The following is a 25,222-nucleotide window of genomic DNA, read 5'->3' as shown; positions in this document are numbered from 1 at the left end:
AAAACCCGCGCAAGCATTGAACGGAGAAGACAATGACCGCCACTGAGACCATCCGCGCCTATTACGATGCCTTCAACCGTCAGGACATGGATGCCTTTCTGGCGCTTCTTCACGACGAGGTGGTACATGACATCAATCAGGGCGAGCGTCAGACCGGAAAGCCGGCTTTTGCGTCCTTCATGCAGCACATGAACCGCTGCTATAAGGAAAACCTCACCGACATGGTCATCATGGCGAGCGAGGACGGTAAGCGCGCCTCTGCGGAATTCATCGTGAACGGCGAATATCTCGCAACCGATGAAGGTCTGCCGGAAGCCGATGGCCAGACATACGTCCTGCCGGCTGGTGCATTCTTTGACCTGAAGGATGGAAAAGTTAGTCGAGTAACGAACTACTATAATCTGAACGATTGGATCGCCCAGGTCGGTGCCTGATGCATCTTTGCCGCGCGCAGAACCCGCGGTAAAAAAGCGATCGCAATTTCCATTATGGTAGATATTGACTCCATCATGTGAGAATGTATTCTCGCATGATGGAAAACGAAGATCATATTCTCGAACGCTCTATCGGCGACCGCATCAAGACGTTGCGCGCCGAAAATGGTTTGACCCTGGACCGGCTCGCCGCCGAATCCGGCGTCAGCCGCGCCATGATTTCCCGCATAGAACGTGGCGAGGCGAGCCCCACGGCCTCGCTTCTTGCCCGCATCTGCGCAGCGCTAGGCCTGTCGCTCTCCGGCTTTTTCGCCGAAGACGAAGAGGCTGTTTCACCGCTGGTGAAAAAGCGTGACCAGCAGCTCTGGAAAGACCCGGAGACCGGTTATGTGCGCCGTGCCATCTCTCCGCCACGCGTCGGTTCCGATGTCGATATTGTCGAGGTCGAGTTCCCGGCGGGCGCACTTGTCGGTTTCCCGCCGCATGCGGCAAGCCGCGGAATGACGCAATATGTCTGGCTTTTTGACGGTGTGCTGGAGATGACGAGTGGTGGAGACGTGCACCGGCTGGAACCCGGCGATTGCCTTTTCATGCCGGTGGGTGAGGGACATGTCTTCCACAATCCCTCAGAAAAACCTGCCCGTTATGCCGTCGTGCTGGATCAAAGACAGCGCTGATTTTCCCCGACAGGAGTTATTAATGGCCACCATCCGCGTATTGAACCGGGCAGAGACGATCAATGCCTTGCCCGAACTTTGTGACGTTATCGCCGACTGCGTTAATGGCGGCGCGTCTGTCGGTTTCATGCTGCCTTTCTCCCCAAAAGATGCCGAGCCGTTCTGGCGGGAGGTAGCCGATGCCGTGGAAGCAGGCGGCACCATTCATGTGGTGGCGGAAGTAAACGATAAAGTGGTGGGCACGGTGCAGGTCGGTCTGGCCTCCAAGCCCAACCAGCCACATCGCGGTGATCTGATGAAGCTTCTTGTGCATCGGTCGGCACGCGGGCTGGGACTTGCACGGAAGCTCATGGAAAAGGTGGAGCAGGAAGCGACAAAACGTGGCCGTACCCTTTTGGTGCTGGATACGGCCACGGGTAGCGATGCGGAGGCAATTTATCCCCGTCTTGGTTGGGAACGCGTCGGCGTCATCCCCGACTATGCGCTTTTTTCTGACGGGCGTTATTGCGGCACGACCCTGTTTTACAAAAGGATCGGCTAGGTTCTTCTGGTTATTGACCCGGCTTCAGCGTGCGGTTGAAGGCGTTGACGATCATCGTTTCCAGCTGTGCATGAATATCCTTACGGTCGCGGGGCCCGGCCGGTTCGCAGATCGGATCGCGCTCGCCAACGGATTTGAGAAACGCATCGGCATCCGGCTTGCAAAGGGGCAGGAAGCTAAAATGGTTGGCCTCGTCGACCTGTCGGTAAGTAGAGGCAGGCACTTGTGCTGCAAGCTCGTCGGCAAGGACAGCGGGCGGTATTTTACCTTCGCTGCCAAGATTGATGAAGGTCAGCGGAATATCGATTTGTCTCAGGCTGTCCGGCTGGAAAGCCAGTGCCAGACCCGGATCGACCAACACGGCGGAACGGATGCGTGGATCGCGGTTCTGCTGCTCGAAACGGGCCTTGTCGATGGTTCTGAGATCGAGCTTCGGTACGCTGACCGGCTCGTTATTGACATAGGCCCGGCCGCCGGCAAACCACTGGCAATCCATCATTGCTGCATTCTCTTCACAATAGCGCACATAGGCGTCAAGATCGGCGCGTGCACCTGCAATCTCCATCGCTGCGCTACCGCCCAGCGAAAAGCCGAGAACACCGATGCGTTGCGCATCGATTGCACCCGACCACGTGCCGTCCGTCGTCAAGGCCGTGACGATTGTGGATAGATCGTTCGTCCGTTCCCAGATTTTCGGCGTATCGGCAGGCGTCGAGTCACCACTGGTCGTGCCGGGATGATTGGTTCCGGCGACGATGAAACCTTCGCTGGCGAGTTTCGCGGCGATCCAGGCCATGCCTTCAGCGCGCGAGCCGGACCCGTGCGAAATCAACACGAGGGGGAAATGGCCGTCTTTGATGGTCGCGTCCTTCCGAACCGCTGATCCCTGAAAGATACGGTTCTCGGAGGAAAGCGCCGGTGTGCCGTCTCCGCCTTTGGCCGGATACCAGATCGTAACGTCAAGGTTTGTGTCGCGAGCCTTGGAAGAAACTGGGATGCTGGTAAGCCCGACATCCTCTGCGGCAAATGCCTGCGGGGAAAAAGCCGCGCACATCAGAAGTGCGACAAGGGTGTTTTTCAGTGTCATGAGAGCCTCTCCGTTTGACAAGGTGGATGCTCCCGTTTTTCTTCTAGGGTGAATAAATGCGTCCTTGATCGCGTTAAAGGTCGTGCCGAAACGCGATCTGGTCCATGAATGGGTGGTAATTCATCGCTTCGGGATCGTTATCCGTGCTTTTCATTCCATTGCCTTTTGTCGTCGCACTTCTGCTGGTCGTCATGTTCATCGTCTTCTTTCGAGGCGCAGAGGATATGCGAACCAACCGGGCGTTTCTGGCGCTCATCGCGCTTTGCGCCGTGCAGTCCGTTCTTGTCGGCTTGCGCTGGGGATATGGTGTGAGCGAAGCGCGTTATGTTTTGCCTGTTCTGGCTGCCTGCCTGCCGCCTCTCGTCTACATCGCCTTTCGCGGACTGATGGGCGTTGGAGTTGAAAGCAAGAGGGCGATGTTTGCCAGTCTTCTGCTCTCACCTTTCTTCGTCGTCTTTCTGGAGTTCGTCCTTCCCGTTGCGATCGATTTTGCGCTGATCGTGATTTTTGTCGGGCACGCCATTGCCTTGCTTCTCTTGGCAAGAAAAGGGCCGGATGGGCTGGACGAGGCACAATTTGCCAGCGTCGCATCTGCACACAAGGCGCTTATTGTCGCCGCGGTCGCTCTCTGCGTTTCCGCGTTCTTCGATCTTCTGGTGTTTTTCGATTTCGAGTGGGCGCATGGAGAAAATGTTGCCGCACTTGTCAGCAATGCCAATCTTCTCGGGCTTCTGCTGATCGGTCTCATGGCTGCACTTGCCGGCAAAAGCAAAGCGCCGCAAACGGCTGCCCAGCCTGCTGCGGAGTTGTCGTCACCGGCGCCTTCACAACAGGACAGGGATGTTGTCGAAAGGCTTGATCGCTTGATGGAGACCCACACGCTCTACCGCGATGAGAACCTAAACCTGTCACGGCTCGCAAAACGTCTCGGTCTGCCGAGCCGGCAAATCTCGGGCGCGATCAATCGCTCGCTCGGCGTTAACGTCTCGCAATATGTCAACCAGCTGCGCATCCGCGAAGCCTGCCGGCTGCTGGAGGAGACGGATCAGTCGGTCACTGCGATCATGCTGTCTTCCGGCTTTCAGACCAAATCCAACTTCAACCGGGAATTTCGCCGCGTCACCGGCATGAGCCCGGTGGACTGGCGTGAACGCGAGGTGTGGAAGCTGGTATCGAATACAAAAACGGCCACCCGGCAGATGCCGGATGGCCGTTTGAAGATACTGAAATGAGGATCAGAGCGTGCCGTTGCGCTGCTGGATCATCATATAGGTGTCATAGGTATATTCGGCGATCTGTGCCCAGAGATAGGCGTCCTTCTTGAACGCCTGCTGGCTATCGTAGATCTTCTTGAAGCTTTCGTTCTTGGCCGAAATCTCCGCATAGGTGTCCTGAGCCGCCTTGTGGCAGACGTCGAGGATTTCCTGGCTGAACGGCCGCAAGATGGCGCCCTGCGCCACGAGTTCCTTCAGAGCCTTCGGATTGCGCGCGTCATAACGCTCCAGCATGCTGGCGCTGCCGGCGGCGCAGGCGTCTTTCAGAATACGCTTGTAGTTCTCCGGCAACTCGTTGAACTTCTGCAGGTTCACGAAAGCATGAACGGCTGGGCCACCTTCCCACCATGCGGGGTAGTAGTAATATTTCGCAACCTTGTAGAAGCCGAGCTTCTGGTCGTCATAGGGACCGACAAATTCGGTTGCATCGATGGTGCCCTTTTCGAGAGCGGCGTAAACATCGCCGCCGGCGATCTGCTGCGGTGTCACGCCAACCTTCTGCATCACCTGGCCGGTCAGGCCGGCAATGCGCATTTTCAAGCCCTTCAGGTCATCGATGGTGTTGATTTCCTTGCGGAACCAGCCGCCCATCTGGGCGCCGGTATTGCCGAGCAGGATCGAGTAGATATTGTGCTGGGCAAGAAACTCATTGAGCAACTCGTTGCCGCCCGCCTGATTGAACCATGCATTCGTCTGGCGTGCATTGAGACCGAAGGGAACCGAGGTCCCGAGCGCGAAGGTCGGGTCCTTGCCGACATAGTAGTATGAGCAGGTATGCGCCATTTCGACGGTTCCGGCCGTCACCGCATCCGCTGCCTGCAGCGCCGGCACGATTTCGCCACCGGCGAAATGCTGGATGACGAAGTTGCCGCCGGATGCTTCCTTGACATGATCGGCGACGATCTGCCCGGCACCGAATAGAATGTCGAGGCCCTTGGTGAATGACGACGTCATGCGCCAGGTGATTTTGGGGTTTTCCTGCGCAATGGCCGGAGCGGCCAGCACGGTTGCGGTAACACCGGCACCAACAGCGCCCGCCTTGCGAATAAATGATCTGCGATCCATGTCGATAAGCCCTGATATGTCTGCATATTACAGGCGAACCGTACGGTACGCCTCCCACCGGCTACTAAACATTTATCCTTGCGGCCATCAAGGGGAATATTTGAACTTGCCGGGCCTGCTATCATCGCCCGGATGGGGCTAAGGATGCATGCGTCTTAACGCCGGATCATCCATTGCAGGATTATAAAACAGCGAAAGCGTCAGGCTTTTTGCGATGCGTTCCGCAGTTTCCATGAACCAGCTATGGGCTTGTGGGCTCGGCGCGATATCGTCAAGGGTGGCCGAAAAAAGCGCCAGCCATTGCGGGAACAGTTCCGCCGACATGCCTTTTACGCCAAGATGCGCCTGCACCGGCTTGCCGCCGTAACCGCCATTCTTGAAGGCTACGGCGGCCCAGAACTGTTTCATCCTGGCCATATGCTCCGGCCAGCGCCCGGAAAGCCGCGCATCGAAGACAGGGCCCAGCGTGGGATGTTCCAAAACGCGGCCGTAAAATGTCTCGACCAGCAGGTCGACGAAACCGGCGTCGATGCCGATAGCCGCCATGGCCTTTTCCGCCCTGTTCTGAATTTCCGCGTTGTGGGCGGCCTTTGCCGCGATCTGGTCCTGCATTGTGCTTCCTTTTGCGGCAGAACCTACGTGGCTCTTCGACACTCCGCAATGCGACCCTTTGGCATATTAGAATAATTCTAAAAGGCTTGATTGTGGCGTGATCAGGATGTATTTAGAATTATTCTAAAGAGGTTCCAGCCATGTTCCGCAGTCTTTTTTCCCTGTCCAAACGCCCGTTCTCCTCGCTTGGCGAACAGGAAATCCTCGCACTTGCCATCTCGTCCGAAGAAGACGATTCCCGCATCTACCGCTCCTATGCCGATCATCTGCGCGCGCAATATCCGCAATCCGCAAAAATCTTCGATGATATGGCCGAGGTGGAACAGCAGCATCGAAACGTGCTGATCGACATGCACCGCAGGCGATTTGGGGAAACAATCCCCCTGATCCGCCGTGAGCATGTGCGTGGCTTTTACGAGCGCACGCCGGACTGGCTGGTGAAGAACCTGTCGCTCGACAAAATTCGTGCGCAGGCGGAATTGATGGAGGCCCAGGCGATCCGTTTTTACGACGAGGCTGTCAAGCGAACCAGCGATGCCTCGACCCGCAAGCTGCTCGGCGATCTGGCCGAGGCGGAGCGTGGTCACGAAGACATCGCGCAGATGCTGGAAGAGAAACATCTCGACGAAAACGGCAAGACAGAAGAGGAGGAAACCGCAAAGCGGCAATTTCTTCTGACCTTTGTGCAGCCGGGTCTTGCGGGACTGATGGATGGTTCCGTATCGACGCTGGCGCCGATCTTCGCAGCCGCCTTCGCCACGCAGGATACGTGGCAAACCTTCCTGATCGGCCTTTCGGCCTCCGTTGGCGCGGGTATTTCCATGGGCTTCACCGAGGCGGCCCATGATGATGGCAAGCTTTCCGGTCGTGGCTCTCCGGTAAAGCGCGGTCTCGCCTCAGGCATAATGACGGCCGTTGGTGGCCTTGGCCATGCGCTGCCCTATCTCATTCCGCATTTCTGGACAGCAACGGCCATCGCCGCAGTCGTCGTCTTCGTGGAACTCTGGGCCATCGCCTTTATTCAGAACCGTTTCATGGAAACGCCGTTCCTGCGGGCAGTGTTTCAGGTAGTGCTCGGCGGTTCGCTGGTGTTGGCCGCCGGTATCATCATCGGCAACGCCTAGTGAATAATAAAGCCCGCAGCGTTTGCTGCGGGCTTTCTGCATTGAGCCTATAATATCTGTCGATCAGCGCAATGCGCCGACCAGAACGTCGCGGCCATCCTCGATGGAAACCCAGCGGCCCGAATTGAAGGACGCCTGCCGCTTCAGATAAGTGTAGTTGGTGTCGGTCCAGAGCTTCACGTCGTCGGTGAGATTGTCGAGAATATAATCGCCATCGGTGGTGCGGAGCGTCAGCACGGCATGGCCCTCGCCATCAGGCTTGCGCACGACAGTGATCAGCAGGTCAGCAACGGAAAACCCACGCTCGATCAGCTTCTTGCGCTTCAGCAGCACGAAGTCCTCACAATCGCCAGCGGTCGTGGGATATTCCCAGACTTCTTCCTTGCCGTAGATTTCCATGTCGGTCATGGCGACGATCGAGGTGTTGACGGATGTGTTGATCTCGCGAACCACACCCCAGCCATACTCGGTGACGCGTGGTGGCGGCGTCAGCTTGCTTCGAATGTTGCACTCGCTCGCGTATTTCTGACAGAACTCATAATGGCCGATCGGCTGGGATGTGATCCCGCCCGTCACCATGGAAGGGCTTCCCTTGGTTTCCGCCACGGCGGAGGCAGCAGTCAATAGCCCGGCGGCAACTGCAAACAGCAGCGCACGCGCCAGCGGTGCGTTCATCATGAAACCCGTCCCTTAATTCTTAATGAAAAGTTAAGAGGGTTGGGGGTCAGGAGTCAATCACTAGCCATCGGCGGCGCGCAAGACTCGTTAAATATGGTTAAGATCGTTGCGCAAATGCCTATGTTGCAAGGGCTTTGACGGCAGCCAGCATCCTGTCGATATCCTGCGGCCGGGACAACCGGTGGTCGCCATCGCGGATCAGCGTCAAGACGACGTCGTCAGCAGGAAGATGTTCGAGGAGCTTCAGCGCATGCTGATAGGGAACATCGGGATCGCGCATTCCCTGCAGGATGTGAACCGGGCAGCCCGTGGTGATGATGCCGGTGAGGACGCGGTTCTGCTGCCCGTCTTCCATCAGCGCGCGCGTAAAGATGTTCGGCTCGGGGCTGTATTCCGAATGTTCCTCGAAATAACCCTTGTCTTCAAGCGACCGTTTTTCCGCATCCGTGAGGCTCGGCTCTATCAGGTCCGCCGTGAAATCGGGGGCTGGCGCAATGAGGACCAGACCAGCGACGGACGGCGTGCCGCCAGCCTTGCGCAGTTCCTCGACCATGCGCAGCGCGATCCATCCACCCATCGACGAACCGATAAGGACGACGCGCGATGGCGCCTTTTCGCGCACGACGGCAAGTGCCTCTTCCAGCCATCTTGAAATCGTGCCCTTTTTGAAGTCACCGCCGGAAGCGCCGTGCCCGGAATAATCGAGCCGCAGGCACGCAATGCCGTTTTCCGCCGCAAAGCGGTCGAGTTCCACCGCCTTGGTTCCCGTCATGTCGGAACGGTAACCGCCGAGCCAGACGAGCGTGGATGCATCTTCTCGTGAAGTTGCCGGGCGATGAAGGACGGCGATGTCGCGGGCGTCGTCGCCCATGCCTACACGCAGGAATTCAGCGGCTTGTTCTGTCATGTATATGCAATTCTCCTGAATTTCGCGCAACAAAGGCGGCGTATTTGCAAAAACCGTGACAACAGGTGATCTTTTCGGGCAGATATGCTATTGACTTCGCCACGGCAATAACGACATTTCCGCCGCTTGTACCAAACAAGCTGTTTTTTGCCGATGTGATCCAGAAACAGATCAGGAGAATACGACCATTCGCAGACCTTTCAAAGCCGATGCCCCCGTCAAGGAGGGCCCGCGCTCCAACCGGGAAATCCGGGTTCCCAGAGTTCAGCTTATTGATGAAGAGGGCCAGAACCTCGGTAGCATGCCGACGGACCAGGCTTTGAAAATGGCGGAGGATGCCGGTCTCGATCTCGTTGAGATTTCGCCGAACGCTGAACCGCCGGTATGCAAGATCCTCGATCTCGGCAAGCTTAAATACTCGACCCAGAAAAAAGCCGCTGAAGCGCGCAAGAAACAGAAGATCGTCGAGGTCAAGGAAATCAAGATGCGCCCCAACATCGACACGCATGACTATGACGTGAAGATGAAGGCGATGAACCGTTTCTTTGACGAAGGTGACAAGGTGAAGGTGACGCTGAAGTTCCGCGGCCGCGAAATGGCCCACCAGGAACTCGGCATGAAGCTTCTCCTCCAGGTGAAGGAAGATACCCAGGCGATTGCCAAGGTTGAAGCCGAGCCGAAGCTGGAAGGCCGTCAGATGATGATGGTTCTCGCGCCGAAATAACTCTTTCGCGCACGCCGCCCGGGCGGCATGAAGCACCACCGCAAGGGGAAGTTTGTATTCCCCGTTGCGCTTTTAACCGACTGCGGTTATAAGCGCGCGTCCGAACGGTCCGGCAGGGCATGCCGAGGCCGTTCCTGAATAGCTTGAAATAGGCCTCGTCTGCCTGTTTCGATACAAAAACACGGAGTAGCAAAATGCCCAAGATGAAGACGAAGTCCGCTGCAAAAAAGCGGTTCAAGATCACCGCCACCGGCAAGGTTGTTGCAGCCGCCGCCGGTAAGCGCCACGGCATGATCAAGCGTACCAACAAGTTCATTCGCGACGCGCGTGGAACCATGGTTCTCGCCGAAGCTGACGGCAAAAAAGTCGTCAAGAACTACCTGCCGAACGGTCTCTGAGACTTTTCCGCACTTTTGGACACTTTAAGGAGATCATGACATGGCACGCGTAAAACGTGGCGTAACTTCCCGCGCCAAGCACACCAAGACACTCAAGGCAGCCAAGGGCTTCTACGGCCGCCGCAAGAACACCATCCGCGCAGCAAAGGCTGCTGTGGATCGTTCCAAGCAGTACGCTTACCGCGACCGCAAGGTCAACAAGCGCAACTTCCGCGCTCTGTGGATCCAGCGTATCAACGCTGCTGTTCGCGAATTCGGCCTGACCTACGGCCGCTTCATCGACGGCCTGAACAAGGCTGGCATCGAAGTTGACCGCAAGGTTCTGTCCGACATGGCTATCCATGAGCCGGCAGCATTCGGCGTGCTCGTCGAGACCGCGAAGAAGGCTCTTGAGTACCTCAAGGAAGCTGGTACGACCAACGAGTTTGAAACCGCTGTAAAGTAATTACGGCGCGGACAATCTGTTGTTCATTTGAAACCCGCGCCGGTCCTCCGGCGCGGGTTTTGCGTTTTCAGTTTCTGATACAGCTCTATCGGCGTTTTTTAATTTAGAAATTTAGAAGAGTTGGAGTATTCACGCCGTTTGAAGCGAAATCCTTGGTGGACGGAAATGCTGGTCAATAAAATTGAGGTTGTGGAAGCAGAAGGCTTTCGCGTTCATCTCGACGATGACGACATCGCAACCCTGATGCGCGTCCTCCTGAAAAGTGACCGGCGCATTCAAAAGGTCGAGCTCTCGCAATTGACGGTGTGGATCAAACGGCAGGGCACGGAACGTGTGACCTGGTGGATGAAAATGCAGAAGCTGCTGTCAAAACTTCTGCCTTATGCTTTTCTTCGCCCTTCTGAACCGCTGGACGGCGCCGGCCTCATGCAGCGAGAGCTGGAAACGTTGCAGCAGTTCCAGCAAGGCGGTTTCCCGGTTCCGCCGCTGATCTACTCGTCGCGCACAGCAATGGTGTTGGGAGATGTCGGTCCGACGCTCATGGAGCGGATGGATGCGTTAAAGGCGTCCGATCCGGTGCAACATGACGCCTTGCTTGTGAAATCCGCAGAAGCGCTTGGCGAGCTGCATGCGGCGAGCCTCTGCCACGGCCGCCCGCATGTGCGTGACTTCTTTTTAAAAGACGACCGTATCGGTTTCATGGATTTCGAGGAGCGCCCGCAGGAGGTCATGCCGCTGGAGACGGCGCAGGCGCGCGATATCTGGCTGCTGTTTTTGCAGGTCGCGACCCGCGCCTGCGATGCGCCGAAAACCTGCGACGCCGCCTTTGCCCGCTGGCGTGAAAACGCCCCGCCGCGGGCGCTTGAAGAATTGTGCCGTCTGATCGGCATTCTGGGGCGATTTTTACCGCTTGCCCGGTTGATCGGGCGCGTGCGGATGGGTAGTGATCTGCGACGCTTTATCATGGCGACCGACTATCTGATGAATGCTGTGAACCCCGAAGCCGCTGTTAAAAATACCGGCAAGGCAGGAAAAGATGACTGAACTTGATACCTTGAAATCGCAACTGATGTCGGAGATCGCCGCCGCCGCCGATGAGCCGGCCATCGAAGCCGTGCGCGTCTCCGCGCTTGGCAAGAAGGGCTCGGTTTCGGAGCTTCTGAAGACGCTGGGGTCGATGACGCCGGAAGAGCGCCAGACCCGGGGCGCTGCCATCAACCAGCTCAAGACTGAAATCACCGACCTGATTGGTGAACGCAAGAGTGGCCTGAAAGATGCCGCGATTGCCGCCCGCCTGAAGGCGGAAACACTTGATGTCAGCCTGCCGGTCCGCCAGTCTCCGACCGAGCGCGGCCGCATTCATCCGATCAGCCAGATCGTCGATGAAATCACCGCGATCTTTGCGGATATGGGCTTCTCGATCGCCGAAGGTCCGGATATCGAAACGGACTATTACAACTTCACGGCGCTGAATTTCCCCGAAGGCCATCCGGCCCGCGAAATGCATGACACCTTCTTCTTCCAGCCGGATGAAAACGGCGAGCGCAAGGTGCTGCGCACGCACACCTCGCCGGTGCAGATCCGCACCATGGAAAGCCAGAAGCCGCCGATCCGCATCGTCATTCCGGGCAAGACCTATCGTCAGGATTCCGATGCCACCCATTCGCCGATGTTCCATCAGGTCGAAGGTCTGGTGATCGACAAGAAGGCCCATGTTGGCAATCTGCGCTGGGTACTTGAAGAGTTCTGCAAGACCTTCTTTGAGGTGGATAGCGTTGTCATGCGCTTCCGCCCGTCGTTCTTCCCCTTCACGGAGCCGAGCTTCGAGGTGGATATTCAGTGCGACCGCTCCGGCCCGATCGTCAAGTTCGGCGAAGGCAACGACTGGATGGAAATCCTTGGCTGCGGCATGGTGCACCCGAATGTGCTGCGCGCCGGCGGTCTGGACCCGGATGAATATCAGGGCTTTGCCTGGGGCATGGGCCTCGACCGCATCGCCATGCTGAAATACGGCATGCCGGACCTGCGTGATTTCTTCAACGCCGATGTCCGCTGGATGAACCACTACGGCTTCCGCCCGCTCGACATACCGACGCTGTTCGGCGGTTTGAGCGTTTAATCCGGTTAGCCAAGGAGCAAAGACATGAAATTCACTCTTTCCTGGCTGAAAGAGCATCTCGAAACGGATGCGACGCTGGACGAGATTTGCGAACGGTTGACGGCAATCGGGCTTGAGGTCGAGGACGTCGACGACAAGGCGGCCTATAAGCCTTTCGTCATTGCCAAGGTCGTCTCCGCCGAAAAACATCCCGAGGCCGACCGCCTCAAGGTGTTGATGGTGGATGCCGGTGACGGCAAGCCGGTGCAGATCGTCTGCGGCGCACCGAATGCGCGCGCCGGCCTCGTCGGTGCGCTGGCGCGTCCTGGCGTTTACGTTCCGGGCATCGATGTCACGCTTGCCGTCGGCAAGATACGCGGTGTCGAAAGCCACGGCATGATGTGCTCCGAAAAAGAGCTGAACATTTCCGACGATCACGACGGCATCATCGATCTGCCGGAAGACGCGCCGGTCGGCACTTCTTTCGCGACCTATGCCGGACTTGACGATCCGGTCATCGAGATCAATCTGACGCCAAACCGCCCGGATTGCACCTCGATCTATGGCATCGCCCGCGATCTCGCCGCTTCCGGTCTCGGCAAGCTCAAGACCAAGCCAGCGCCGTCCTTCAAGGTCGAAGGCTCAACCCCGCTCGACGTGAAGCTGGAGCTGGATGACGCGGCGCTCTGCCCCGGCTTTTCGCTGCGCATCGTGCGCGGTGTTAAGAACGGCCCGAGCCCGAAGTGGATGCAGCAGCGTCTGATGGCGATCGGCCTGCGTCCCATCAATGCGCTCGTGGACATCACCAACTACATGACCTTCGATCAGGGCCGGCCGATGCACGTCTTCGATGCCGCCAAGGTCAAAGGCGATCTGACGGTCCGCCGTGCGAAGGAGGGTGAGACGATCCTCGCGCTTGATCAGCGCGAATACAAGCTCGGCCCGAACAATGTCGTCATCGCCGACGAAAAGGGCCTCGAGTCCATCGGCGGCGTCATGGGCGGTGAACACTCCGGCTGTGATGAAAACACCGTTGACGTGTTGATCGAGTCCGCTCTCTGGGATCCGATCAACATCGCCAAGACCGGCCGTTCGCTCGGCATCATCACCGATGCCCGTTATCGCTTCGAGCGCGGCGTCGATCCGGAATATATGGTTCCGGGTCTGGAACGCACCACCGAACTGGTTCTGGAACTCTGCGGCGGCGTTGCCGGCGAAGCCAAGGTCGTCGGTTACAAGGGGCATCAGCCCAAGGTCGTTGATTTTCCGCTCTCGGAAGTGAAGCGTCTGACCGGCCTAGAAGTTTCGGCGGAAGAAAGCCTGGCCATTCTAAAGGGTCTCGGTTTCGGCATCGAGGGAACGGGCGAGAGTGTTTCCGTCACCGTGCCGTCCTGGCGCCCGGATGTCGACGGCAAGGCCGATCTGGTGGAAGAGGTCATGCGCATTCATGGCGTCGACAACATCAAGCCGGAACCGCTGGAGAGCTTCGGTGCCGTCAACGGCCGCATCTTGACGACGCTGCAGGTGCGCACCCGCACCGCGCGCCGTGCGCTTGCCAGCCGTGGCATGCTGGAGGCCGTCACGTGGTCCTTCATCCCGGAAGCTCACGCGAAGCTTTTCGGTGGCGGTTCGCCCGCTCTGAAACTGGCCAACCCCATCGCGGCCGATATGTCGGATATGCGTCCTTCGCTTCTGCCGGGCCTTCTGACCGCAGCACAGCGAAATGCCGACAAGGGCCATGGCGATGTGGCAATCTTCGAGGTCTCCGGCACCTATGAGGGTGACACGCCAGACACCCAGCGCCGTGTTGCCGGCGGTGTACGCCGTGGCACGGCCTCGCTCGCAGGCAGCGGCCGCATGTGGTCCAATGCCACAAAGGGCGGCGGCAAGCCGGTGGATGTCTATGACGCCAAGGCCGATGCGCTTTCGGTGCTCGAAGCCTGTGGCCTGCCGATGGCCAATGTGCAGATCGAGGCCGGCGCTCCCGGCTGGTATCACCCTGGCCGCTCCGGCACCATCAAGATGGGTCCGAAGGTCGTGCTCGGCTATTTCGGTGAATTCCACCCGAAGACTCTGTCAGAGCTGGATGTTTCTGGTGTCTATAGCGGTTTCGAGATCTATCTCGACGCCATGCCGGAGCCGAAGAAGAAGGCGACCCGCACAAAGCCGGCCCTTGAGCTTTCGCCCTTCCAGGCGGTCAAGCGCGACTTCGCCTTCGTGGTCGACAAGTCGGTCGAGGCAGGTGCCATCATCAAGGCTGCAACAAGCGCTGATCGCAAGCTGATCACCGGCGTCAATGTCTTTGACGTCTTCGAAGGTGCATCGCTTGGCGAAAGCCGAAAGTCCATCGCCATTGAAGTTCAGATCCAGCCGGTCGACAAGACGCTGACGGACGAGGATTTCGAGGCGCTCACCGCAAAGATCGTCGGTAACGTCGAGAAATCGACGGGCGGCGTGCTGAGAGCGTAAAGCTCTGTTTCCATGAATTGAAAAAGCCGAGGCAGTCGCCTCGGCTTTTTTGTTTTTAGCGGTTCGCCATCTGGGACATACGCTCGGGATATCGTTGGCCGGCAACCTTTGCTGGAGAAAGCAACGCGCCAAGGCTGGCGACTTCTTCTGCCGTCAGCGATACATCCGCTGCCGCCACGTTTTTCTCAAGATTGGCGATTTTTGTCGTACCGGGGATCGGAACGATAAAGTCACCCTGCGCCAGAACCCAGGCCAGCGCCAGTTGCCCGGCGGTAAGACCCTTTTCGGCAGCCATATCTTCCAGAAGCTTGATGAGCGCCAGATTGGCATCGAAGTTTTCACTTTGGAAGCGCGGCAGGCCGCGGCGGAAATCGTCGGATGCAAGTCCGTCGAGCGACTTCAGCGCGCCCGTCAGGGCACCACGCCCGAGCGGGCTGAAGGGGACGAAACCGATGCCAAGTTCGCGGCAGGTTTCCAGCACGCCGTTTTCCTCCACATCGCGGGTCCATAACGAATATTCGCTCTGTATGGCAGCGATCGGGTGAGTGGAATGCGCCTTGCGAAGTGTTTCGGCACTCGCTTCTGAAAGGCCTAGATGTTTCACCTTGCCTTGCCGGACCAGTTCCGCCATGGCGCCGACCGTATCTTCGATTGGGACATCCGGATCGACGCGATGCTGATAGAACAAGTCGATGGTGTCGACGCCTAGGCGTTTGAGAGAGGCTTCGGCGACGGCGCGCACATTTTCCGGGCGGCTGTCGGTGCCCACCATCATCTGGCCTGCGGGTTTGCTGGCGTCGATTTTGAAACCGAACTTGGTAGCTATGACCACCTTGTCGCGATAGGGCTTCAAACCCTTGCCGACGAGGATTTCGTTGTTGTAGGGCCCATAGACCTCTGCCGTGTCAAAAAAAGTGACACCGACTTCGACGGCGCGGTGCAGCGTCGCTATTGCACTATTTTCGTCGCCGGTCGGGCTATAGGCATGGGTCATGCCCATGCAGCCGAGGCCAAGCGCCGAAACGGAAAGGTTGTTTCCGAGAGTTCTTTTTTTCATCTGTTCGTCCTTCCATGAGGAACCGCCCGTTGTCAGGGCGTGGTGAGAAGATAGCGCCCTAAGACGGCAAAAATAATCGCTGCAAATCGTTGCGGGTTGTTCTATTATTTAGAACAATGAACCGTGTGCAACTCTCTCAACTCGCTGTCCTCGCTGCCGTTGCCGAAGGCCGCAGCTTTCGTAAAGCTGCCGCCGAACTTGCCATTGCGCCTTCCGCCGTCAGCCATGCAGTATCGTCGCTCGAAGCGAGCCTTGGCCTGCGCCTGCTGCATCGTACCACCCGCAGCGTTTCGCCGACAGAGGAGGGCAGGCGGCTTCTCGAGACGCTTGGGCCGGCCCTTGCTGAAATCGATGCCGTCATCGATACGCTTGCCGAGCATGGCGGAAGGCCGGCCGGACCGTTGCGGATAACCCTGCCGAGACTTGCGGCGGAGGACCTGATCATGCCCCGGCTTGGCGAGTTCCTGCGGCTATATCCAGATATCTCGCTGGAGATTTCGACCGATGACCGCTTCGAGGATATTGTCGCAAAAGGTTTCGATGCCGGCCTGCGGCTCGGCGAAAATCTTGAAGCGGATATGATTGCCGTGAAGGCGAGCGGCCCATGGCGTGGCGCGATCGTCGGCGCCCCCACCTATTTCGAAGAAAATCCCCCGCCCCGTGAGCCGAGGGATTTGATGGGGCATCGCTGTATTCTCCGTCGCTTCTCCAGTGGTCTGCTCTACCGCTGGGAGCTGGAAAAGGACGGCAGACCTTTGGTGGTCGATGTGCAGGGGCCGCTCGTCCTGTCGGACCAGAGCCTTATTCGCCGGGCGGCGATTGATGGTGCGGGTCTGGCTTTCGTTTTCGAACAGCGCGTAGAAGACGACATCAAGGAAGGCAGGCTGGTCCGGGTGCTGGAGGACTGGTGCGCGCCCTTTGATGGTTTTTATATCTATTACCCCTCGCGCCAGCAGATGCGCCCGGCGCTAAGGGCTTTCGTGGATTTCTTCCGCTTCAGAGGGTGATCAGAACTTGATGCGATAGCGGATATGGCCGTCGCTTTTGACGTAGCTGTCGTAAAGCTTCTGGGCACGGTGATTGTGCTCGTCCGTGTTCCAGTAAAGCCGGGACCAGCCCTTTTCCTTGCATATGGCAATGAGGTCATCCATCAGCGCCCGGCCTGTTCCCTTGCCACGGATCGCGCCGTCAACGAACAGGTCTTCCAGATAGCAGTCGGGCGTTTTCACCCAGGTGGAATCATGGAAGTGATGGATGGCGAAACCGGCCATCCTGTCGCCCAGAAGAGCCACGCGCATGGAAACGCGTGACGCCGGATCGAGGATACGCGCCCATGTATGGTCCGTAACTTCCTCGGCAAGGTGTACGTTATAGAAGGCGAGATAGTCGTTCCACAGGCGCAGCCATTCTGCCCGGTCTTCCGGCTCCGCGTCGCGAATTACAAGATCCATGTCACGCGCCCGACTTGTCGAGCAGCGTCATCATCTCATCCGTCAGCTTGAGATTGACGGCGCGTTTGAAGCTTTCGAGTTGCGACAGGCTGGTGGCGCTGGCAATCGGTGCCGTCACGGCCTTCTTCCGCAATAGCCACGCCAGCGCGATATCGGCAAGCTTGGCTCCGGTTTCCACGGCAACCGCATCCATGGCGCCCAGAACGGCAAGGCCGCGGGCGTTGACATATTCACCCACCCGGTAGCTGCGGGCGACGCCCTCGGTATCCGCCTTGGCGCGATATTTCCCGGTGAGGAACCCTGCCGCGAGGCTATAATAATTGATGACGCCAATTTCCTGGGCGACGCAAAGATCGGCAAGCGGGCCTTCGAAATCCGCACGGTTGTAGAGATTATATTCCGGCTGTAGCACATCGTAACGGGGCAGATCGTTCTTCGCGGCCGTGTCCAGCGCCTCCTGAAGCTGGCTCACCGAATAGTTGGAGCAGCCGATGGCGCGTATCTTTCCCTGTTCCTTCAGCTTTGCAAAGGCTGCAAGCGTTTCCTCCAGCGGCACATCCGCGTCCGGCTTATGGGCGAGGTAGAGATCGATATAGTCGGTTTGCAGCCGCTTCAGCGAGGCGTCGACAGCCTCTGCGATCCATTTGGCGCTGAGGCCTGTCTTCTGACCGCGATTGTCGAAACCGACCTTGGTAACGATCACCGCGTCCTCACGCTTGACGCTCGACTGTTTCAGCCATTTTCCGATGATGGCTTCCGACTCGCCGCCCTCATGCCCGTCCACCCAGGCGGAATAGACGTCTGCCGTGTCGATGGCGTTGAACCCGGCGTCGAAAAATGCATCGAGCAGGGCAAAGGAAGTCTTCTCGTCCGCTGTCCAGCCGAACACGTTGCCGCCGAAGACGATCGGGGCGATGGAGAGGCCGGTGCGGCCAAGGCTTCGTTTTTCCACGGGGAATGCTCCTGTTGCTGTCTTTGGCGGCAAGGTTATCAACTGCTTGCCGGCATAACCATTCAATTCCTTTGATGGCATTCATCAGGCAACGGGCAAAAGCGGGTGAGATCAGGCCTGAAAGCCGCGATAGTGGCTGGGCGGGAGGTGATTGTGCTGTTGCCACACGCGCCGCAAATGCCGGGCGGAGGCAAAGCCCGCCCGCTCCGCAATTGTCTCCATATCCAGACGGCTGTTTGCAAGGATGTCGCGGGCGAGATTGACCCGCATCAGGTTGACGTAGTCGATGACGCTGATGCCGGTATGCTCGCGAAACAGGCGGGACAGGTGCCTCTCGCTGAGTGCGGCAATATCGGCCAGCCGTTCCAAAGACCAGTCCTGAGCCGGCTCAGTCATCACCCGGTCCTGCACCCGGTGAATGGCGGGGTGAATGTGGTTGCGGCCGGTAAGCCAGGGGGAGATTTGCGGATCATTGCCGCTGCGCCTGAGATAAACGACCATGTTTTTAGCAACGCGCGCCGCGACCGCTGGCGATGTCAGTCGGGAAACGACATGCAGCATGAGGTCGGTGCCGGTGGAAATACCGGCGCTGGAGAAGCGGTTGCCATCCTCCACGAAAAGACGGTTTTCGGCCACCTGCGACAGCGGTGCGGTGCGGCGCAGCGCTTCGATGCAATCCGCATGTGTCGTACAGCTCCGCCCGTCGAAAAGTCCTGCTTCGCCCGCCAGCAGTGCGCCGGAGCAAATGGAAATGACTGTGGTGTCCGAGCGCACTGCGCGGCGCAACCATGCCACCAGCGCCTGCCGCTCCCGTCGCATCTCGGGCGCGTTGTCGAATCGGGAGATGCTGCCGGAAATCAGCAGGAAAGCATTGTCCGGCAGGCTCTCGGGCAAGGCCTCCAGCCCGCAAAGCCCAAGGCCGATGGAGGATTGCTGCTGGTCATGTTCCGCGATGTAACGGCAGTCGAAATGGATGTCCCGCTGTTCCGCGTTGGCATAACGGATCACCTCCAGCGGGCCGGCAATATCGAGCAACAGCGCGTGTGGCGGCACAAGCGTATAAAAGGGAATGGTCCGCGTGCCGCCATTGTCCATCAGGCGGCCTTTCGTACCGTTTCGAGAACGTCGCCGACGGTTGCGATGCGCGCAAAGCGACCGGCCAGCACCAGCTCGGTTCGGGTGCGAATATCATCAGGGCTGAACACGGTGCCCGAGGCGTGCGTCATTGGAAAGGTAAGCGTCGCCTCGGTGACGTAATCGACGGTGTAACCGAGGTCCGATGCATGCCGTGTGGTCGTTTCGCAGCACTGTTCGGTGCGGATGCCGGATACGATCAGCCGGCTGATACCCTTTTGCGTCAGCCAGATATCGAGGCCGGTGCCGGCGAAAGCAGAGTGGCGGTTCTTGCGAAAGGTGACGTCAGGGGTAATGCGCACACCTTCCAGCGCGCGAATATAGCCGCTCTCCTCTGCAAAGGCCCGGTCGCCATCGACATGAAAGATTTGCACGACGGGAATGCCCGATGCCTTGGCGCCGTCGATCAGTGCCTGCTGTTTTTCCAGATAGGCGGGAAGTTCGCTTTCCTCGAAATAGGGGGTATGCCGGAAGGATTCCTGAACGTCGATGACAAGGAGTGCTGTGTGAGAAGAGGACATTTCATGATTCTCCATTGGGTTCATGTATAGCATAATTCACCTTTGAAAGGCTGGATAAAAGCATGGAAACCGACAAAGGAAGGACGAATCCGGCCATAGCGTTTGCAGTTACGTTTCGTGCGACTTGCCAGGCGTCGCGACAATGGTAAGTTTCCCGGAATTACAGAGTGGGAGAATGAGATGCTGCGCTTCGGAATAATTTCAACGGCGAAAATCGCTCAGGATCACGTCATTCCGGCGATTCAGGATGCGCGGAACTGTGTGGTGAGCGCCATCGCCAGCCGCGATCATGCCAAGGCGCGTGCGGTTGCAGATCGTTTTTCCGTCCCGCATGCCTTCGGCTCCTATGAGGAAATGCTTGCATCCGATGTGATCGATGCCGTCTATATTCCGCTTCCCACCTCGCAACATGTGGAATGGACCATAAAAGCTGCCAATGCCGGCAAACACGTGCTGTGTGAAAAGCCGATCGCACTCAAGGCTGAAGAGATCGACGCCATCATCGCGGCGCGGGATGACAATGGCGTCGTCGTGTCGGAGGCTTTCATGGTCACCTATTCTCCTGTTTGGGCCAAGGTGAAGGAATTGCTGGCATCAGGTGCAATCGGAACGCTGAAGCATGTGCAGGGCGCTTTCAGCTACTTCAACCGCGATCCCGGCAATATGCGCAATATTCCCGAACTGGGCGGCGGGGCCTTGCCGGATATCGGCGTCTACCCGACCATCGTCACCCGTTTTGCCACGGGTGCCGAGCCGAAGCGCGTACAGGCGAGCGTCGAGCGTGATAAAGAATTCGGTACCGATATCTATTCCAGCGTCAGGGCCGATTTCGGCGGCTTCGAACTGAGCTTTTATCTGGCAACCCAGCTTGCCGCCCGCCAGCTGATGGTTTTCCATGGCACTTACGGGTACATCGAGATCAAATCTCCCTTCAATGCAAATCGCTGGGGTGCGGAGGAAATCGAGTTGACCAACCAGGGCCATAACCAGTCGCAAGTCTTCCGGTTTCAGGATAGTCGCCAGTACAAGCTGGAGGCGGAGGCCTTTGCCCGCGCGGTGAAAGGTGAGGGCGAGGTCGTCACCCTGGAAAGCTCGAGGAAGAACCAGCTTTTCATCGATGCCATCTACCGTGCGGCGGAAAAGGACGGTTGGGAGACGGTTTAATCCTGATCCGCACGCTGCTTTTGAAGCCGCCTATAGCCGTAAAGCGCCAGCACCAATGCCGCGAGTGCCGAAAAAGCAAGCGGGACCAGCGGCTGCACGAGTGGATTGCGCCATTGCAGCAGGGCGAACAGCCCGACGCCAACCATGCGGGAGATAAGCGTGACGGCGTTCAACAGAAAGCCGTTCAGCTCATTGCGGCCATCGCCATTCGAATGGTTTAGCCTCCAACTCGTCGCAAGCCCTGCCAAAGCGCCCGGAAGACGGGCGGCAAGCGGGTCGATGCCGATATAAAAAATCAGCAGAAAAGAGATGGAAAGGTCTACAGCCAGTCCGTAAACCTCGGTCAGGGCGAAGTGGCGAAGCCGCAAGGCCGTGTGCTTTAAAGCGTCGGCTGGGTGGAACGCGGACGTTGCAGCACGAGAAGGCCGATGACCACACTCACAACGCCGAAATTATAACCCGCAAGCGCCAGGAGCAGCGACATCAGCGGCACGGCGGTTGCAGAAATCGCCATTGCGACACCATAGGCGCCGATAACCATCAGGCAGATGAAAATGATGCTGAATACCGAACGCAACGCAACTGCGGTTACGCCGAGCAATGTGGCGGTAAGAAAAATCATGAATGCCGCCTCCTCTTTGGTTGCCGGGTCTGGGATAAGACGTAGCGTCCTCTTCCCTAACGAACCCTTGTTTTCTCCTCCCTCACCCATTTTCCTAACTCGTTAGTTGAGGATATGGTTTCACCGCCGTTAAAATAGACCCGGCCAGTACCGGCATTTCCGAATCGACGGGTTTTGGTTACAAACGGGCATGAGCGATATTTTCTCCAATGCCGCATTGAGCAATCTTGCCGAGTTCTCGGTTTCCGAACTGTCGGGTTCCATCAAGCGAACGGTGGAGACGGCTTTCGATCAGGTGAGGGTGCGCGGCGAGATTTCCGGCTACCGGGGTCCGCATTCTTCGGGTCACGCCTATTTCTCCCTGAAGGACGATCGCGCCCGCATCGATGCGGTTATCTGGAAGGGTACTTTCTCGCGGCTGAAGTTCCGCCCGGAAGAGGGCATGGAGGTCATCGCCACCGGCAAGGTCACCACCTTTCCCGGCTCCTCGAAATATCAGATCGTCATAGAAAGCCTGGAGCCGGCCGGCGCGGGCGCGCTGATGGCTTTGCTGGAGGACCGCCGCCGGCGTCTGGCGGCGGAGGGGCTGTTCGATGCGGAACGCAAACGCCGCCTGCCGTTCATGCCGCGTGTCATCGGTGTTGTCACATCGCCCACGGGCGCAGTCATTCGCGATATTCTCCACCGGATTTCGGATCGCTTTCCGGTCCATGTCGTCGTCTGGCCGGTCAAGGTGCAGGGGGAAGGCTCGGGTGAGGAAGTGGCGAACGCCATTCGCGGTTTCAATGCGCTTCAGCCCGGCGGTGAGATTGCACGCCCCGACGTGCTGATCGTCGCCCGTGGAGGCGGCAGTCTGGAAGATCTCTGGAGCTTCAACGACGAAATCGTCGTGCGCGCCGCTGCCGAGAGCGAAATCCCGCTGATTTCCGCTGTGGGGCATGAGACGGATACGACCCTGATCGACTACGCCGCCGACGTGCGCGCACCGACACCGACGGGTGCCGCCGAAATGGCCGTGCCGGTGCGTGCGGAACTGGAGGCGCAGCTCTCCGGCCTTGCGGCGCGCCTTTCCGGCTCGGTATCACGCCAAATGGACAATCGCCGACAGGGCGTGCGTGCTCTGGTGCGTGCGCTGCCATCGCTTGACCAGCTTCTGGCTCTGCCGCGCCGTCGTTTCGACGAGGCCGCAAGCGGTTTGGGTCGCGGGCTTGAAATGACGACGCTGAACAAGCGCCGCGCGTTCGAACGCTCTGCTTCGGGTCTGAGGCCGGAAATCCTGCTGAATGGTCTGCGGCAGCATCGCCAGCGTGTTACGGAACGCATGCAGAGGGCCGAGGCGCTTGTGGAGCGCCGCCTGTTGCAGGCACAGTCGAGAATTTCCTCGACCGATTCCGCGCTGCGTTCGCTGCCAGCCCGCTTGCTCGGCCAGTTGGAGAGGCAGAAGGAACGGGTCGTCACCGCAACGCGACGTGCCGATACCGCCGTGCTTCACCGCATGGCGCAGAACCGCTCGGGCCTTGCTGCCCATGACCGCATCCTGCAGTCGCTGTCCTACAAGAATGTGTTGAACCGCGGTTATGCTGTCATCCGCGACGAGGAGAACCGGCCCCTGACCCGGGCTGCTGCCATCGCGTCCGGCGCTGTGGTGTCGATGGAGTTTGCCGACGGTCGCGTGGCCGCCCTGACGACAGGCGAGGCTACTCCATCATCTGACGTTCAGACGCCTGCCGCTCCCAAAAAGAAGCCGGTGAAACCGGCCTCTTCCGACCCGGGAAATCAGGGCAGTCTGTTCTGATTAGATAGACGCCGCATCTGAAAAACGACGGCTGACGGTGAAGGTCTTTTCAATATCGGGATGCAGCTCCATGCCAAGGCCGGCACCCGGCGGCACGGTGATCATGCCGTTTTTGACTTCTGGCAATGCGGTAACGAGATCGCGGTACCACGTCTTGTAGAAGGCGCGCACGCTTTCCTGCACCAGCGCATTCGGTGCGTTGAGCGACAGATGCGTGGAGGCGCAGAGTACCACCGGGCCGGTGCAATCATGCGGCGCAACGGGCAGATGCCAGGCTTCGGCCATGGAAGCGATCTTGCGCGCTTCGGAAAGTCCACCACACCAGCTGATGTCAAGCATCACCACACCGGCGGCGCCAGTTTCCAGGAGATCTCGGAAAGCCCATCGTGAGCCGAGCGTCTCCGATGCGGAAATCGGCGCGGGTGAAACGGCAGCATAACGCGTCAGGCTGGAAAGGCTGTCCATCTTGATCGGATCTTCGTGCCAGAAGGTCTGGTAAGGGGTGAGCGCCTTGGCGATCTGCATGGCGGGCAGAAGCTGCCACATGGAGTGAAACTCCACCATGATATCCATCTTGTCGCCGACTGCCTTACGAATTTTCTCGAACGGCTCGAGCGCGCTTTTCAGGTCAGGCATCGAGATATACTGGCCGCGCGTCTTTTCCGCCGCCGCATCGAAAGGCCAGATCTTCATGGCCGTGATGCCGTCTTCCAGCAGCGAATGGGCAAGCTCGTCGGCCCGGTGCAGGAAGCCGTTCAGATCGTCATAATCCTTGCCGCCGGACAGGCCGTAATTGGCCGTCTGCTGGCCGGTCGCCTTCTTGATATATTCCGTGCCCGCGCAGGTATTGTAGGTGCGGATTTCCCTGCGGCTGAAGCCGCCAAGCAATTGCGCAATGGGCTGGTTGGTAGCCTTGCCAAAAATATCCCAAAGCGCGATATCGAAGGCCGAATTGCCGCGTACTTCCGCACCCGATGAACGGAAGCCGAGATAACCGACGAGATCCTGTGCCAGAAGGTCGATCTGCAGCGGATCGCGGCCGATCACGCGGGGTGCGATATATTCGTGCACATAGGTTTCAACCGTCTCGGCGCCGTAGAAGGTTTCACCAAGTCCGGTAATGCCCTCATCCGTGTGGACCAGAACCCAGAGCAGGTTTGCCCGTTCCGCCACGCGGACGGTTTCGAGTTTCGTAATTTTCATGAAGTGTCTCCTCCAGAGGCAGGCAGTTTTCGGTCTGGAACTGCGTTTGAAAAATCAGGCGATGCCGGCGGCCAGAAGCGCATGCACGCTTTCATCGAAATGCCGCGCCATAAGTGTTGAGGCCGTTTGCGGGTCGCCCGCGGCAATGGCCTGTCCGATGGCGATATGAAGTTCAGTCGCGGCATGACGCTGCGCGTCGGATTTGCGGCTCTTCCAGCCGATCGGCCATGTCTGGCGCGTCACATTCTGAAAGGCGCCGAGAATGAGTTCGAAAACCGGGTTCTTGGAGGCTCTGGCAACGGCAAGGTGAAAGGCAAGGTCGTGTTCCATGACCCTGTCACTATTACCGAAGTCCCGCTCCATATTGTTGGCGTGGTCGAGAATGGTGAGCGCCTCCGCATCCGTTCGCCGCAACGCCGCCAACGTCACGGTTCTGACTTCGATGGTGCGGCGCACGTCGTAAATCTGCTGGATGTTGATCTGCTCGGTGTGAATGCCATGTTCGAACATCAGCGACATCGCGCCATGATCCAGCGTCGCCACCGTGGCGCGCTTGCCGACGCTGACATCGATCAGCCGCATGGCCGACAAGGACCTGAAAGCCTCGCGAACCACGGTGCGCGAGACACCGAGCTGCTGCGAGAGCGAAAGCTCGCTGGGCAGCTTCGCTCCGGGGGCAAGTTCGTTTTCGCGAATGTGGCGCGTGATTGCGCCAATAGCGCTGCTGACGAGATCGGTTTCCTGCAAAATGGGCTTATACAATCGCTCCTCCAACCTGTAGGACAGGTTA

The 25,222-nt window shown here is 58.4% G+C and carries 28 protein-coding genes; 14 read left to right on the top strand and 14 right to left on the bottom strand.

Features of this window, described 5'->3' with window-relative positions; translation table 11 throughout:
• The first annotated feature begins 32 nt into the window (after nucleotides 1-32).
• From ACQZ45_RS07995 to ACQZ45_RS07985, 3 genes are all read left to right on the top strand, one after another.
• Entirely contained in the window at nucleotides 33-434 is a 402-nt protein-coding gene (locus ACQZ45_RS07995; protein ID WP_003514602.1) for a ketosteroid isomerase-related protein, read from the top strand.
• 95 nt (nucleotides 435-529) lie between these two features.
• The gene (locus ACQZ45_RS07990; protein WP_065659788.1) at nucleotides 530-1,111 is read left to right on the top strand and encodes a helix-turn-helix domain-containing protein; all 582 of its coding nucleotides are present in this window, start codon (nucleotides 530-532) and stop codon (nucleotides 1,109-1,111) included.
• A 22-nt stretch (nucleotides 1,112-1,133) separates the two neighbouring features.
• Nucleotides 1,134-1,652 carry an N-acetyltransferase family protein gene (locus ACQZ45_RS07985; RefSeq protein ID WP_448742233.1) on the top strand — a complete coding sequence of 173 codons (519 nt, stop codon included), beginning with the start codon at nucleotides 1,134-1,136 and terminating at the stop codon, nucleotides 1,650-1,652.
• Between the two features lie 10 nt (nucleotides 1,653-1,662).
• On the opposite strand, the gene ACQZ45_RS07980 is transcribed toward ACQZ45_RS07985, so the two are convergent.
• Entirely contained in the window at nucleotides 1,663-2,739 is a 1,077-nt protein-coding gene (locus ACQZ45_RS07980) for an alpha/beta hydrolase family protein (protein WP_065688411.1), read from the bottom strand.
• A gap of 143 nt (nucleotides 2,740-2,882) precedes the next feature.
• On the opposite strand from ACQZ45_RS07980, the gene ACQZ45_RS07975 reads away from it, so the two are divergent.
• Nucleotides 2,883-3,971, top strand: a complete 1,089-nt coding sequence (locus ACQZ45_RS07975) for a helix-turn-helix transcriptional regulator (RefSeq protein WP_065688410.1) — start codon at nucleotides 2,883-2,885, stop codon at nucleotides 3,969-3,971.
• A gap of 3 nt (nucleotides 3,972-3,974) precedes the next feature.
• Here the strand turns inward: ACQZ45_RS07975 and ACQZ45_RS07970 are convergent, their stop codons facing one another.
• Together ACQZ45_RS07970 and ACQZ45_RS07965 are read right to left on the bottom strand one after the other, a co-directional pair.
• Nucleotides 3,975-5,078: a TRAP transporter substrate-binding protein gene (locus tag ACQZ45_RS07970; RefSeq protein ID WP_013635316.1), complete on the bottom strand. Its 1,104-nt coding sequence runs from the start codon at nucleotides 5,076-5,078 to the stop codon at nucleotides 3,975-3,977.
• Nucleotides 5,079-5,216: 138 nt separating this feature from the next.
• The gene (locus ACQZ45_RS07965; protein ID WP_013635317.1) at nucleotides 5,217-5,690 is read right to left on the bottom strand and encodes a group III truncated hemoglobin; all 474 of its coding nucleotides are present in this window, start codon (nucleotides 5,688-5,690) and stop codon (nucleotides 5,217-5,219) included.
• Nucleotides 5,691-5,830: 140 nt separating this feature from the next.
• Here ACQZ45_RS07965 and mbfA point away from each other — a divergent pair, with 140 nt between their 5' ends.
• Entirely contained in the window at nucleotides 5,831-6,814 is a 984-nt protein-coding gene (gene mbfA / locus ACQZ45_RS07960) for an iron exporter MbfA (RefSeq protein WP_013635318.1), read from the top strand.
• A 63-nt stretch (nucleotides 6,815-6,877) separates the two neighbouring features.
• Here the strand turns inward: mbfA and ACQZ45_RS07955 are convergent, their stop codons facing one another.
• Together ACQZ45_RS07955 and ACQZ45_RS07950 are read right to left on the bottom strand one after the other, a co-directional pair.
• Nucleotides 6,878-7,492 (bottom strand): transglutaminase-like cysteine peptidase, encoded by a 615-nt coding sequence (locus ACQZ45_RS07955; protein WP_003514617.1) that lies wholly within the window; start codon nucleotides 7,490-7,492, stop codon nucleotides 6,878-6,880.
• A gap of 118 nt (nucleotides 7,493-7,610) precedes the next feature.
• Nucleotides 7,611-8,399 carry an alpha/beta hydrolase gene (locus ACQZ45_RS07950; RefSeq protein ID WP_025592170.1) on the bottom strand — a complete coding sequence of 263 codons (789 nt, stop codon included), beginning with the start codon at nucleotides 8,397-8,399 and terminating at the stop codon, nucleotides 7,611-7,613.
• A gap of 187 nt (nucleotides 8,400-8,586) precedes the next feature.
• On the opposite strand from ACQZ45_RS07950, the gene infC reads away from it, so the two are divergent.
• From infC to pheT, 6 genes are all read left to right on the top strand, one after another.
• Entirely contained in the window at nucleotides 8,587-9,123 is a 537-nt protein-coding gene (gene infC, locus ACQZ45_RS07945) for a translation initiation factor IF-3 (protein WP_060641871.1), read from the top strand.
• Between the two features lie 194 nt (nucleotides 9,124-9,317).
• Entirely contained in the window at nucleotides 9,318-9,521 is a 204-nt protein-coding gene (gene rpmI / locus ACQZ45_RS07940; RefSeq protein ID WP_003493355.1) for a 50S ribosomal protein L35, read from the top strand.
• A 40-nt stretch (nucleotides 9,522-9,561) separates the two neighbouring features.
• The gene (rplT, locus tag ACQZ45_RS07935) at nucleotides 9,562-9,966 is read left to right on the top strand and encodes a 50S ribosomal protein L20 (protein ID WP_003514622.1); all 405 of its coding nucleotides are present in this window, start codon (nucleotides 9,562-9,564) and stop codon (nucleotides 9,964-9,966) included.
• Nucleotides 9,967-10,131: 165 nt separating this feature from the next.
• The gene (locus ACQZ45_RS07930; protein WP_025592178.1) at nucleotides 10,132-11,010 is read left to right on the top strand and encodes a BUD32 family EKC/KEOPS complex subunit; all 879 of its coding nucleotides are present in this window, start codon (nucleotides 10,132-10,134) and stop codon (nucleotides 11,008-11,010) included.
• The gene (gene pheS / locus ACQZ45_RS07925; protein WP_025592180.1) at nucleotides 11,003-12,085 is read left to right on the top strand and encodes a phenylalanine--tRNA ligase subunit alpha; all 1,083 of its coding nucleotides are present in this window, start codon (nucleotides 11,003-11,005) and stop codon (nucleotides 12,083-12,085) included. The genes ACQZ45_RS07930 and pheS overlap by 8 nt, the downstream gene beginning before the upstream one ends.
• A 24-nt stretch (nucleotides 12,086-12,109) precedes the next feature.
• The gene (gene pheT / locus ACQZ45_RS07920) at nucleotides 12,110-14,533 is read left to right on the top strand and encodes a phenylalanine--tRNA ligase subunit beta (protein WP_025592181.1); all 2,424 of its coding nucleotides are present in this window, start codon (nucleotides 12,110-12,112) and stop codon (nucleotides 14,531-14,533) included.
• Between the two features lie 55 nt (nucleotides 14,534-14,588).
• Here the strand turns inward: pheT and ACQZ45_RS07915 are convergent, their stop codons facing one another.
• Nucleotides 14,589-15,590: an aldo/keto reductase gene (locus tag ACQZ45_RS07915; RefSeq protein WP_448742227.1), complete on the bottom strand. Its 1,002-nt coding sequence runs from the start codon at nucleotides 15,588-15,590 to the stop codon at nucleotides 14,589-14,591.
• A 116-nt stretch (nucleotides 15,591-15,706) separates the two neighbouring features.
• On the opposite strand from ACQZ45_RS07915, the gene ACQZ45_RS07910 reads away from it, so the two are divergent.
• Nucleotides 15,707-16,597 carry a LysR family transcriptional regulator gene (locus ACQZ45_RS07910; protein ID WP_113291267.1) on the top strand — a complete coding sequence of 297 codons (891 nt, stop codon included), beginning with the start codon at nucleotides 15,707-15,709 and terminating at the stop codon, nucleotides 16,595-16,597.
• On the opposite strand, the gene ACQZ45_RS07905 is transcribed toward ACQZ45_RS07910, so the two are convergent.
• The 4 genes from ACQZ45_RS07905 to ACQZ45_RS07890 all read right to left on the bottom strand — a co-directional run bounded on the left by ACQZ45_RS07905 (nucleotide 16,598) and on the right by ACQZ45_RS07890 (nucleotide 19,648).
• A complete protein-coding gene (locus ACQZ45_RS07905; protein ID WP_003514632.1) occupies nucleotides 16,598-17,041 on the bottom strand; it encodes a GNAT family N-acetyltransferase in 444 nt (147 codons plus the stop codon). It abuts the gene before it with no gap.
• 1 nt (nucleotide 17,042) lies between these two features.
• Nucleotides 17,043-17,993: an aldo/keto reductase gene (locus ACQZ45_RS07900; protein WP_113291266.1), complete on the bottom strand. Its 951-nt coding sequence runs from the start codon at nucleotides 17,991-17,993 to the stop codon at nucleotides 17,043-17,045.
• 111 nt (nucleotides 17,994-18,104) lie between these two features.
• The gene (locus ACQZ45_RS07895; protein WP_113291265.1) at nucleotides 18,105-19,088 is read right to left on the bottom strand and encodes a GlxA family transcriptional regulator; all 984 of its coding nucleotides are present in this window, start codon (nucleotides 19,086-19,088) and stop codon (nucleotides 18,105-18,107) included.
• On the bottom strand, nucleotides 19,088-19,648 hold the full coding sequence (locus tag ACQZ45_RS07890) for an isochorismatase family protein (RefSeq protein ID WP_065703693.1): 561 nt from the start codon (nucleotides 19,646-19,648) through the stop codon (nucleotides 19,088-19,090). The genes ACQZ45_RS07895 and ACQZ45_RS07890 overlap by 1 nt, the downstream gene beginning before the upstream one ends.
• 180 nt (nucleotides 19,649-19,828) lie before the next feature.
• Here ACQZ45_RS07890 and ACQZ45_RS07885 point away from each other — a divergent pair, with 180 nt between their 5' ends.
• The gene (locus ACQZ45_RS07885) at nucleotides 19,829-20,812 is read left to right on the top strand and encodes a Gfo/Idh/MocA family protein (RefSeq protein WP_013635326.1); all 984 of its coding nucleotides are present in this window, start codon (nucleotides 19,829-19,831) and stop codon (nucleotides 20,810-20,812) included.
• On the opposite strand, the gene ACQZ45_RS07880 is transcribed toward ACQZ45_RS07885, so the two are convergent.
• Both ACQZ45_RS07880 and ACQZ45_RS07875 read right to left on the bottom strand, forming a co-directional pair.
• Nucleotides 20,809-21,180, bottom strand: a complete 372-nt coding sequence (locus tag ACQZ45_RS07880; protein WP_013635327.1) for a hypothetical protein — start codon at nucleotides 21,178-21,180, stop codon at nucleotides 20,809-20,811. The two genes, ACQZ45_RS07885 and ACQZ45_RS07880, sit on opposite strands and share 4 nt — an antisense overlap.
• Nucleotides 21,181-21,191: 11 nt before the next feature.
• Nucleotides 21,192-21,434: a hypothetical protein gene (locus ACQZ45_RS07875; RefSeq protein ID WP_003514644.1), complete on the bottom strand. Its 243-nt coding sequence runs from the start codon at nucleotides 21,432-21,434 to the stop codon at nucleotides 21,192-21,194.
• 190 nt (nucleotides 21,435-21,624) lie between these two features.
• Here ACQZ45_RS07875 and xseA point away from each other — a divergent pair, with 190 nt between their 5' ends.
• Entirely contained in the window at nucleotides 21,625-23,229 is a 1,605-nt protein-coding gene (xseA, locus tag ACQZ45_RS07870; protein ID WP_013635328.1) for an exodeoxyribonuclease VII large subunit, read from the top strand.
• On the opposite strand, the gene ACQZ45_RS07865 is transcribed toward xseA, so the two are convergent.
• Both ACQZ45_RS07865 and ACQZ45_RS07860 read right to left on the bottom strand, forming a co-directional pair.
• A complete protein-coding gene (locus ACQZ45_RS07865) occupies nucleotides 23,230-24,432 on the bottom strand; it encodes a mandelate racemase/muconate lactonizing enzyme family protein (protein WP_003514648.1) in 1,203 nt (400 codons plus the stop codon).
• A gap of 54 nt (nucleotides 24,433-24,486) precedes the next feature.
• On the bottom strand, nucleotides 24,487-25,194 hold the full coding sequence (locus tag ACQZ45_RS07860; RefSeq protein ID WP_003514650.1) for a FadR/GntR family transcriptional regulator: 708 nt from the start codon (nucleotides 25,192-25,194) through the stop codon (nucleotides 24,487-24,489).
• Between the last annotated feature and the right edge of the window lie 28 nt (nucleotides 25,195-25,222).

This window comes from Agrobacterium sp. 16-2014-1-2a, assembly GCF_053522705.1.
Note: the sequence above shows the minus strand (reverse complement) of the source record. Positions and strands in the feature narration are given on the sequence as shown.

Bases quoted from the DNA above. Each gene is read 5' to 3' on its own strand.
- ACQZ45_RS07910 (WP_113291267.1), top strand. From the start codon at position 15,707: ATGAACCGTGTGCAACTCTCTCAACTCGCTGTCCTCGCTGCCGTTGCC.
- ACQZ45_RS07985 (WP_448742233.1), top strand. From the start codon at position 1,134: ATGGCCACCATCCGCGTATTGAACCGGGCAGAGACGATCAATGCCTTG.
- ACQZ45_RS07990 (WP_065659788.1), top strand. From the start codon at position 530: ATGATGGAAAACGAAGATCATATTCTCGAACGCTCTATCGGCGACCGC.
- rplT (WP_003514622.1), top strand. From the start codon at position 9,562: ATGGCACGCGTAAAACGTGGCGTAACTTCCCGCGCCAAGCACACCAAG.
- ACQZ45_RS07930 (WP_025592178.1), top strand. From the start codon at position 10,132: ATGCTGGTCAATAAAATTGAGGTTGTGGAAGCAGAAGGCTTTCGCGTT.
- ACQZ45_RS07980 (WP_065688411.1), bottom strand. From the start codon at position 2,739: ATGACACTGAAAAACACCCTTGTCGCACTTCTGATGTGCGCGGCTTTT.
- ACQZ45_RS07950 (WP_025592170.1), bottom strand. From the start codon at position 8,399: ATGACAGAACAAGCCGCTGAATTCCTGCGTGTAGGCATGGGCGACGAC.
- ACQZ45_RS07955 (WP_003514617.1), bottom strand. From the start codon at position 7,492: ATGATGAACGCACCGCTGGCGCGTGCGCTGCTGTTTGCAGTTGCCGCC.
- rpmI (WP_003493355.1), top strand. From the start codon at position 9,318: ATGCCCAAGATGAAGACGAAGTCCGCTGCAAAAAAGCGGTTCAAGATC.
- xseA (WP_013635328.1), top strand. From the start codon at position 21,625: ATGAGCGATATTTTCTCCAATGCCGCATTGAGCAATCTTGCCGAGTTC.
- ACQZ45_RS07895 (WP_113291265.1), bottom strand. From the start codon at position 19,088: ATGGACAATGGCGGCACGCGGACCATTCCCTTTTATACGCTTGTGCCG.
- ACQZ45_RS07875 (WP_003514644.1), bottom strand. From the start codon at position 21,434: ATGATTTTTCTTACCGCCACATTGCTCGGCGTAACCGCAGTTGCGTTG.
- ACQZ45_RS07885 (WP_013635326.1), top strand. From the start codon at position 19,829: ATGCTGCGCTTCGGAATAATTTCAACGGCGAAAATCGCTCAGGATCAC.
- ACQZ45_RS07965 (WP_013635317.1), bottom strand. From the start codon at position 5,690: ATGCAGGACCAGATCGCGGCAAAGGCCGCCCACAACGCGGAAATTCAG.
- pheS (WP_025592180.1), top strand. From the start codon at position 11,003: ATGACTGAACTTGATACCTTGAAATCGCAACTGATGTCGGAGATCGCC.
- ACQZ45_RS07865 (WP_003514648.1), bottom strand. From the start codon at position 24,432: ATGAAAATTACGAAACTCGAAACCGTCCGCGTGGCGGAACGGGCAAAC.
- ACQZ45_RS07995 (WP_003514602.1), top strand. From the start codon at position 33: ATGACCGCCACTGAGACCATCCGCGCCTATTACGATGCCTTCAACCGT.
- ACQZ45_RS07890 (WP_065703693.1), bottom strand. From the start codon at position 19,648: ATGTCCTCTTCTCACACAGCACTCCTTGTCATCGACGTTCAGGAATCC.
- ACQZ45_RS07970 (WP_013635316.1), bottom strand. From the start codon at position 5,078: ATGGATCGCAGATCATTTATTCGCAAGGCGGGCGCTGTTGGTGCCGGT.
- pheT (WP_025592181.1), top strand. From the start codon at position 12,110: ATGAAATTCACTCTTTCCTGGCTGAAAGAGCATCTCGAAACGGATGCG.
- mbfA (WP_013635318.1), top strand. From the start codon at position 5,831: ATGTTCCGCAGTCTTTTTTCCCTGTCCAAACGCCCGTTCTCCTCGCTT.
- ACQZ45_RS07905 (WP_003514632.1), bottom strand. From the start codon at position 17,041: ATGGATCTTGTAATTCGCGACGCGGAGCCGGAAGACCGGGCAGAATGG.
- ACQZ45_RS07915 (WP_448742227.1), bottom strand. From the start codon at position 15,590: ATGAAAAAAAGAACTCTCGGAAACAACCTTTCCGTTTCGGCGCTTGGC.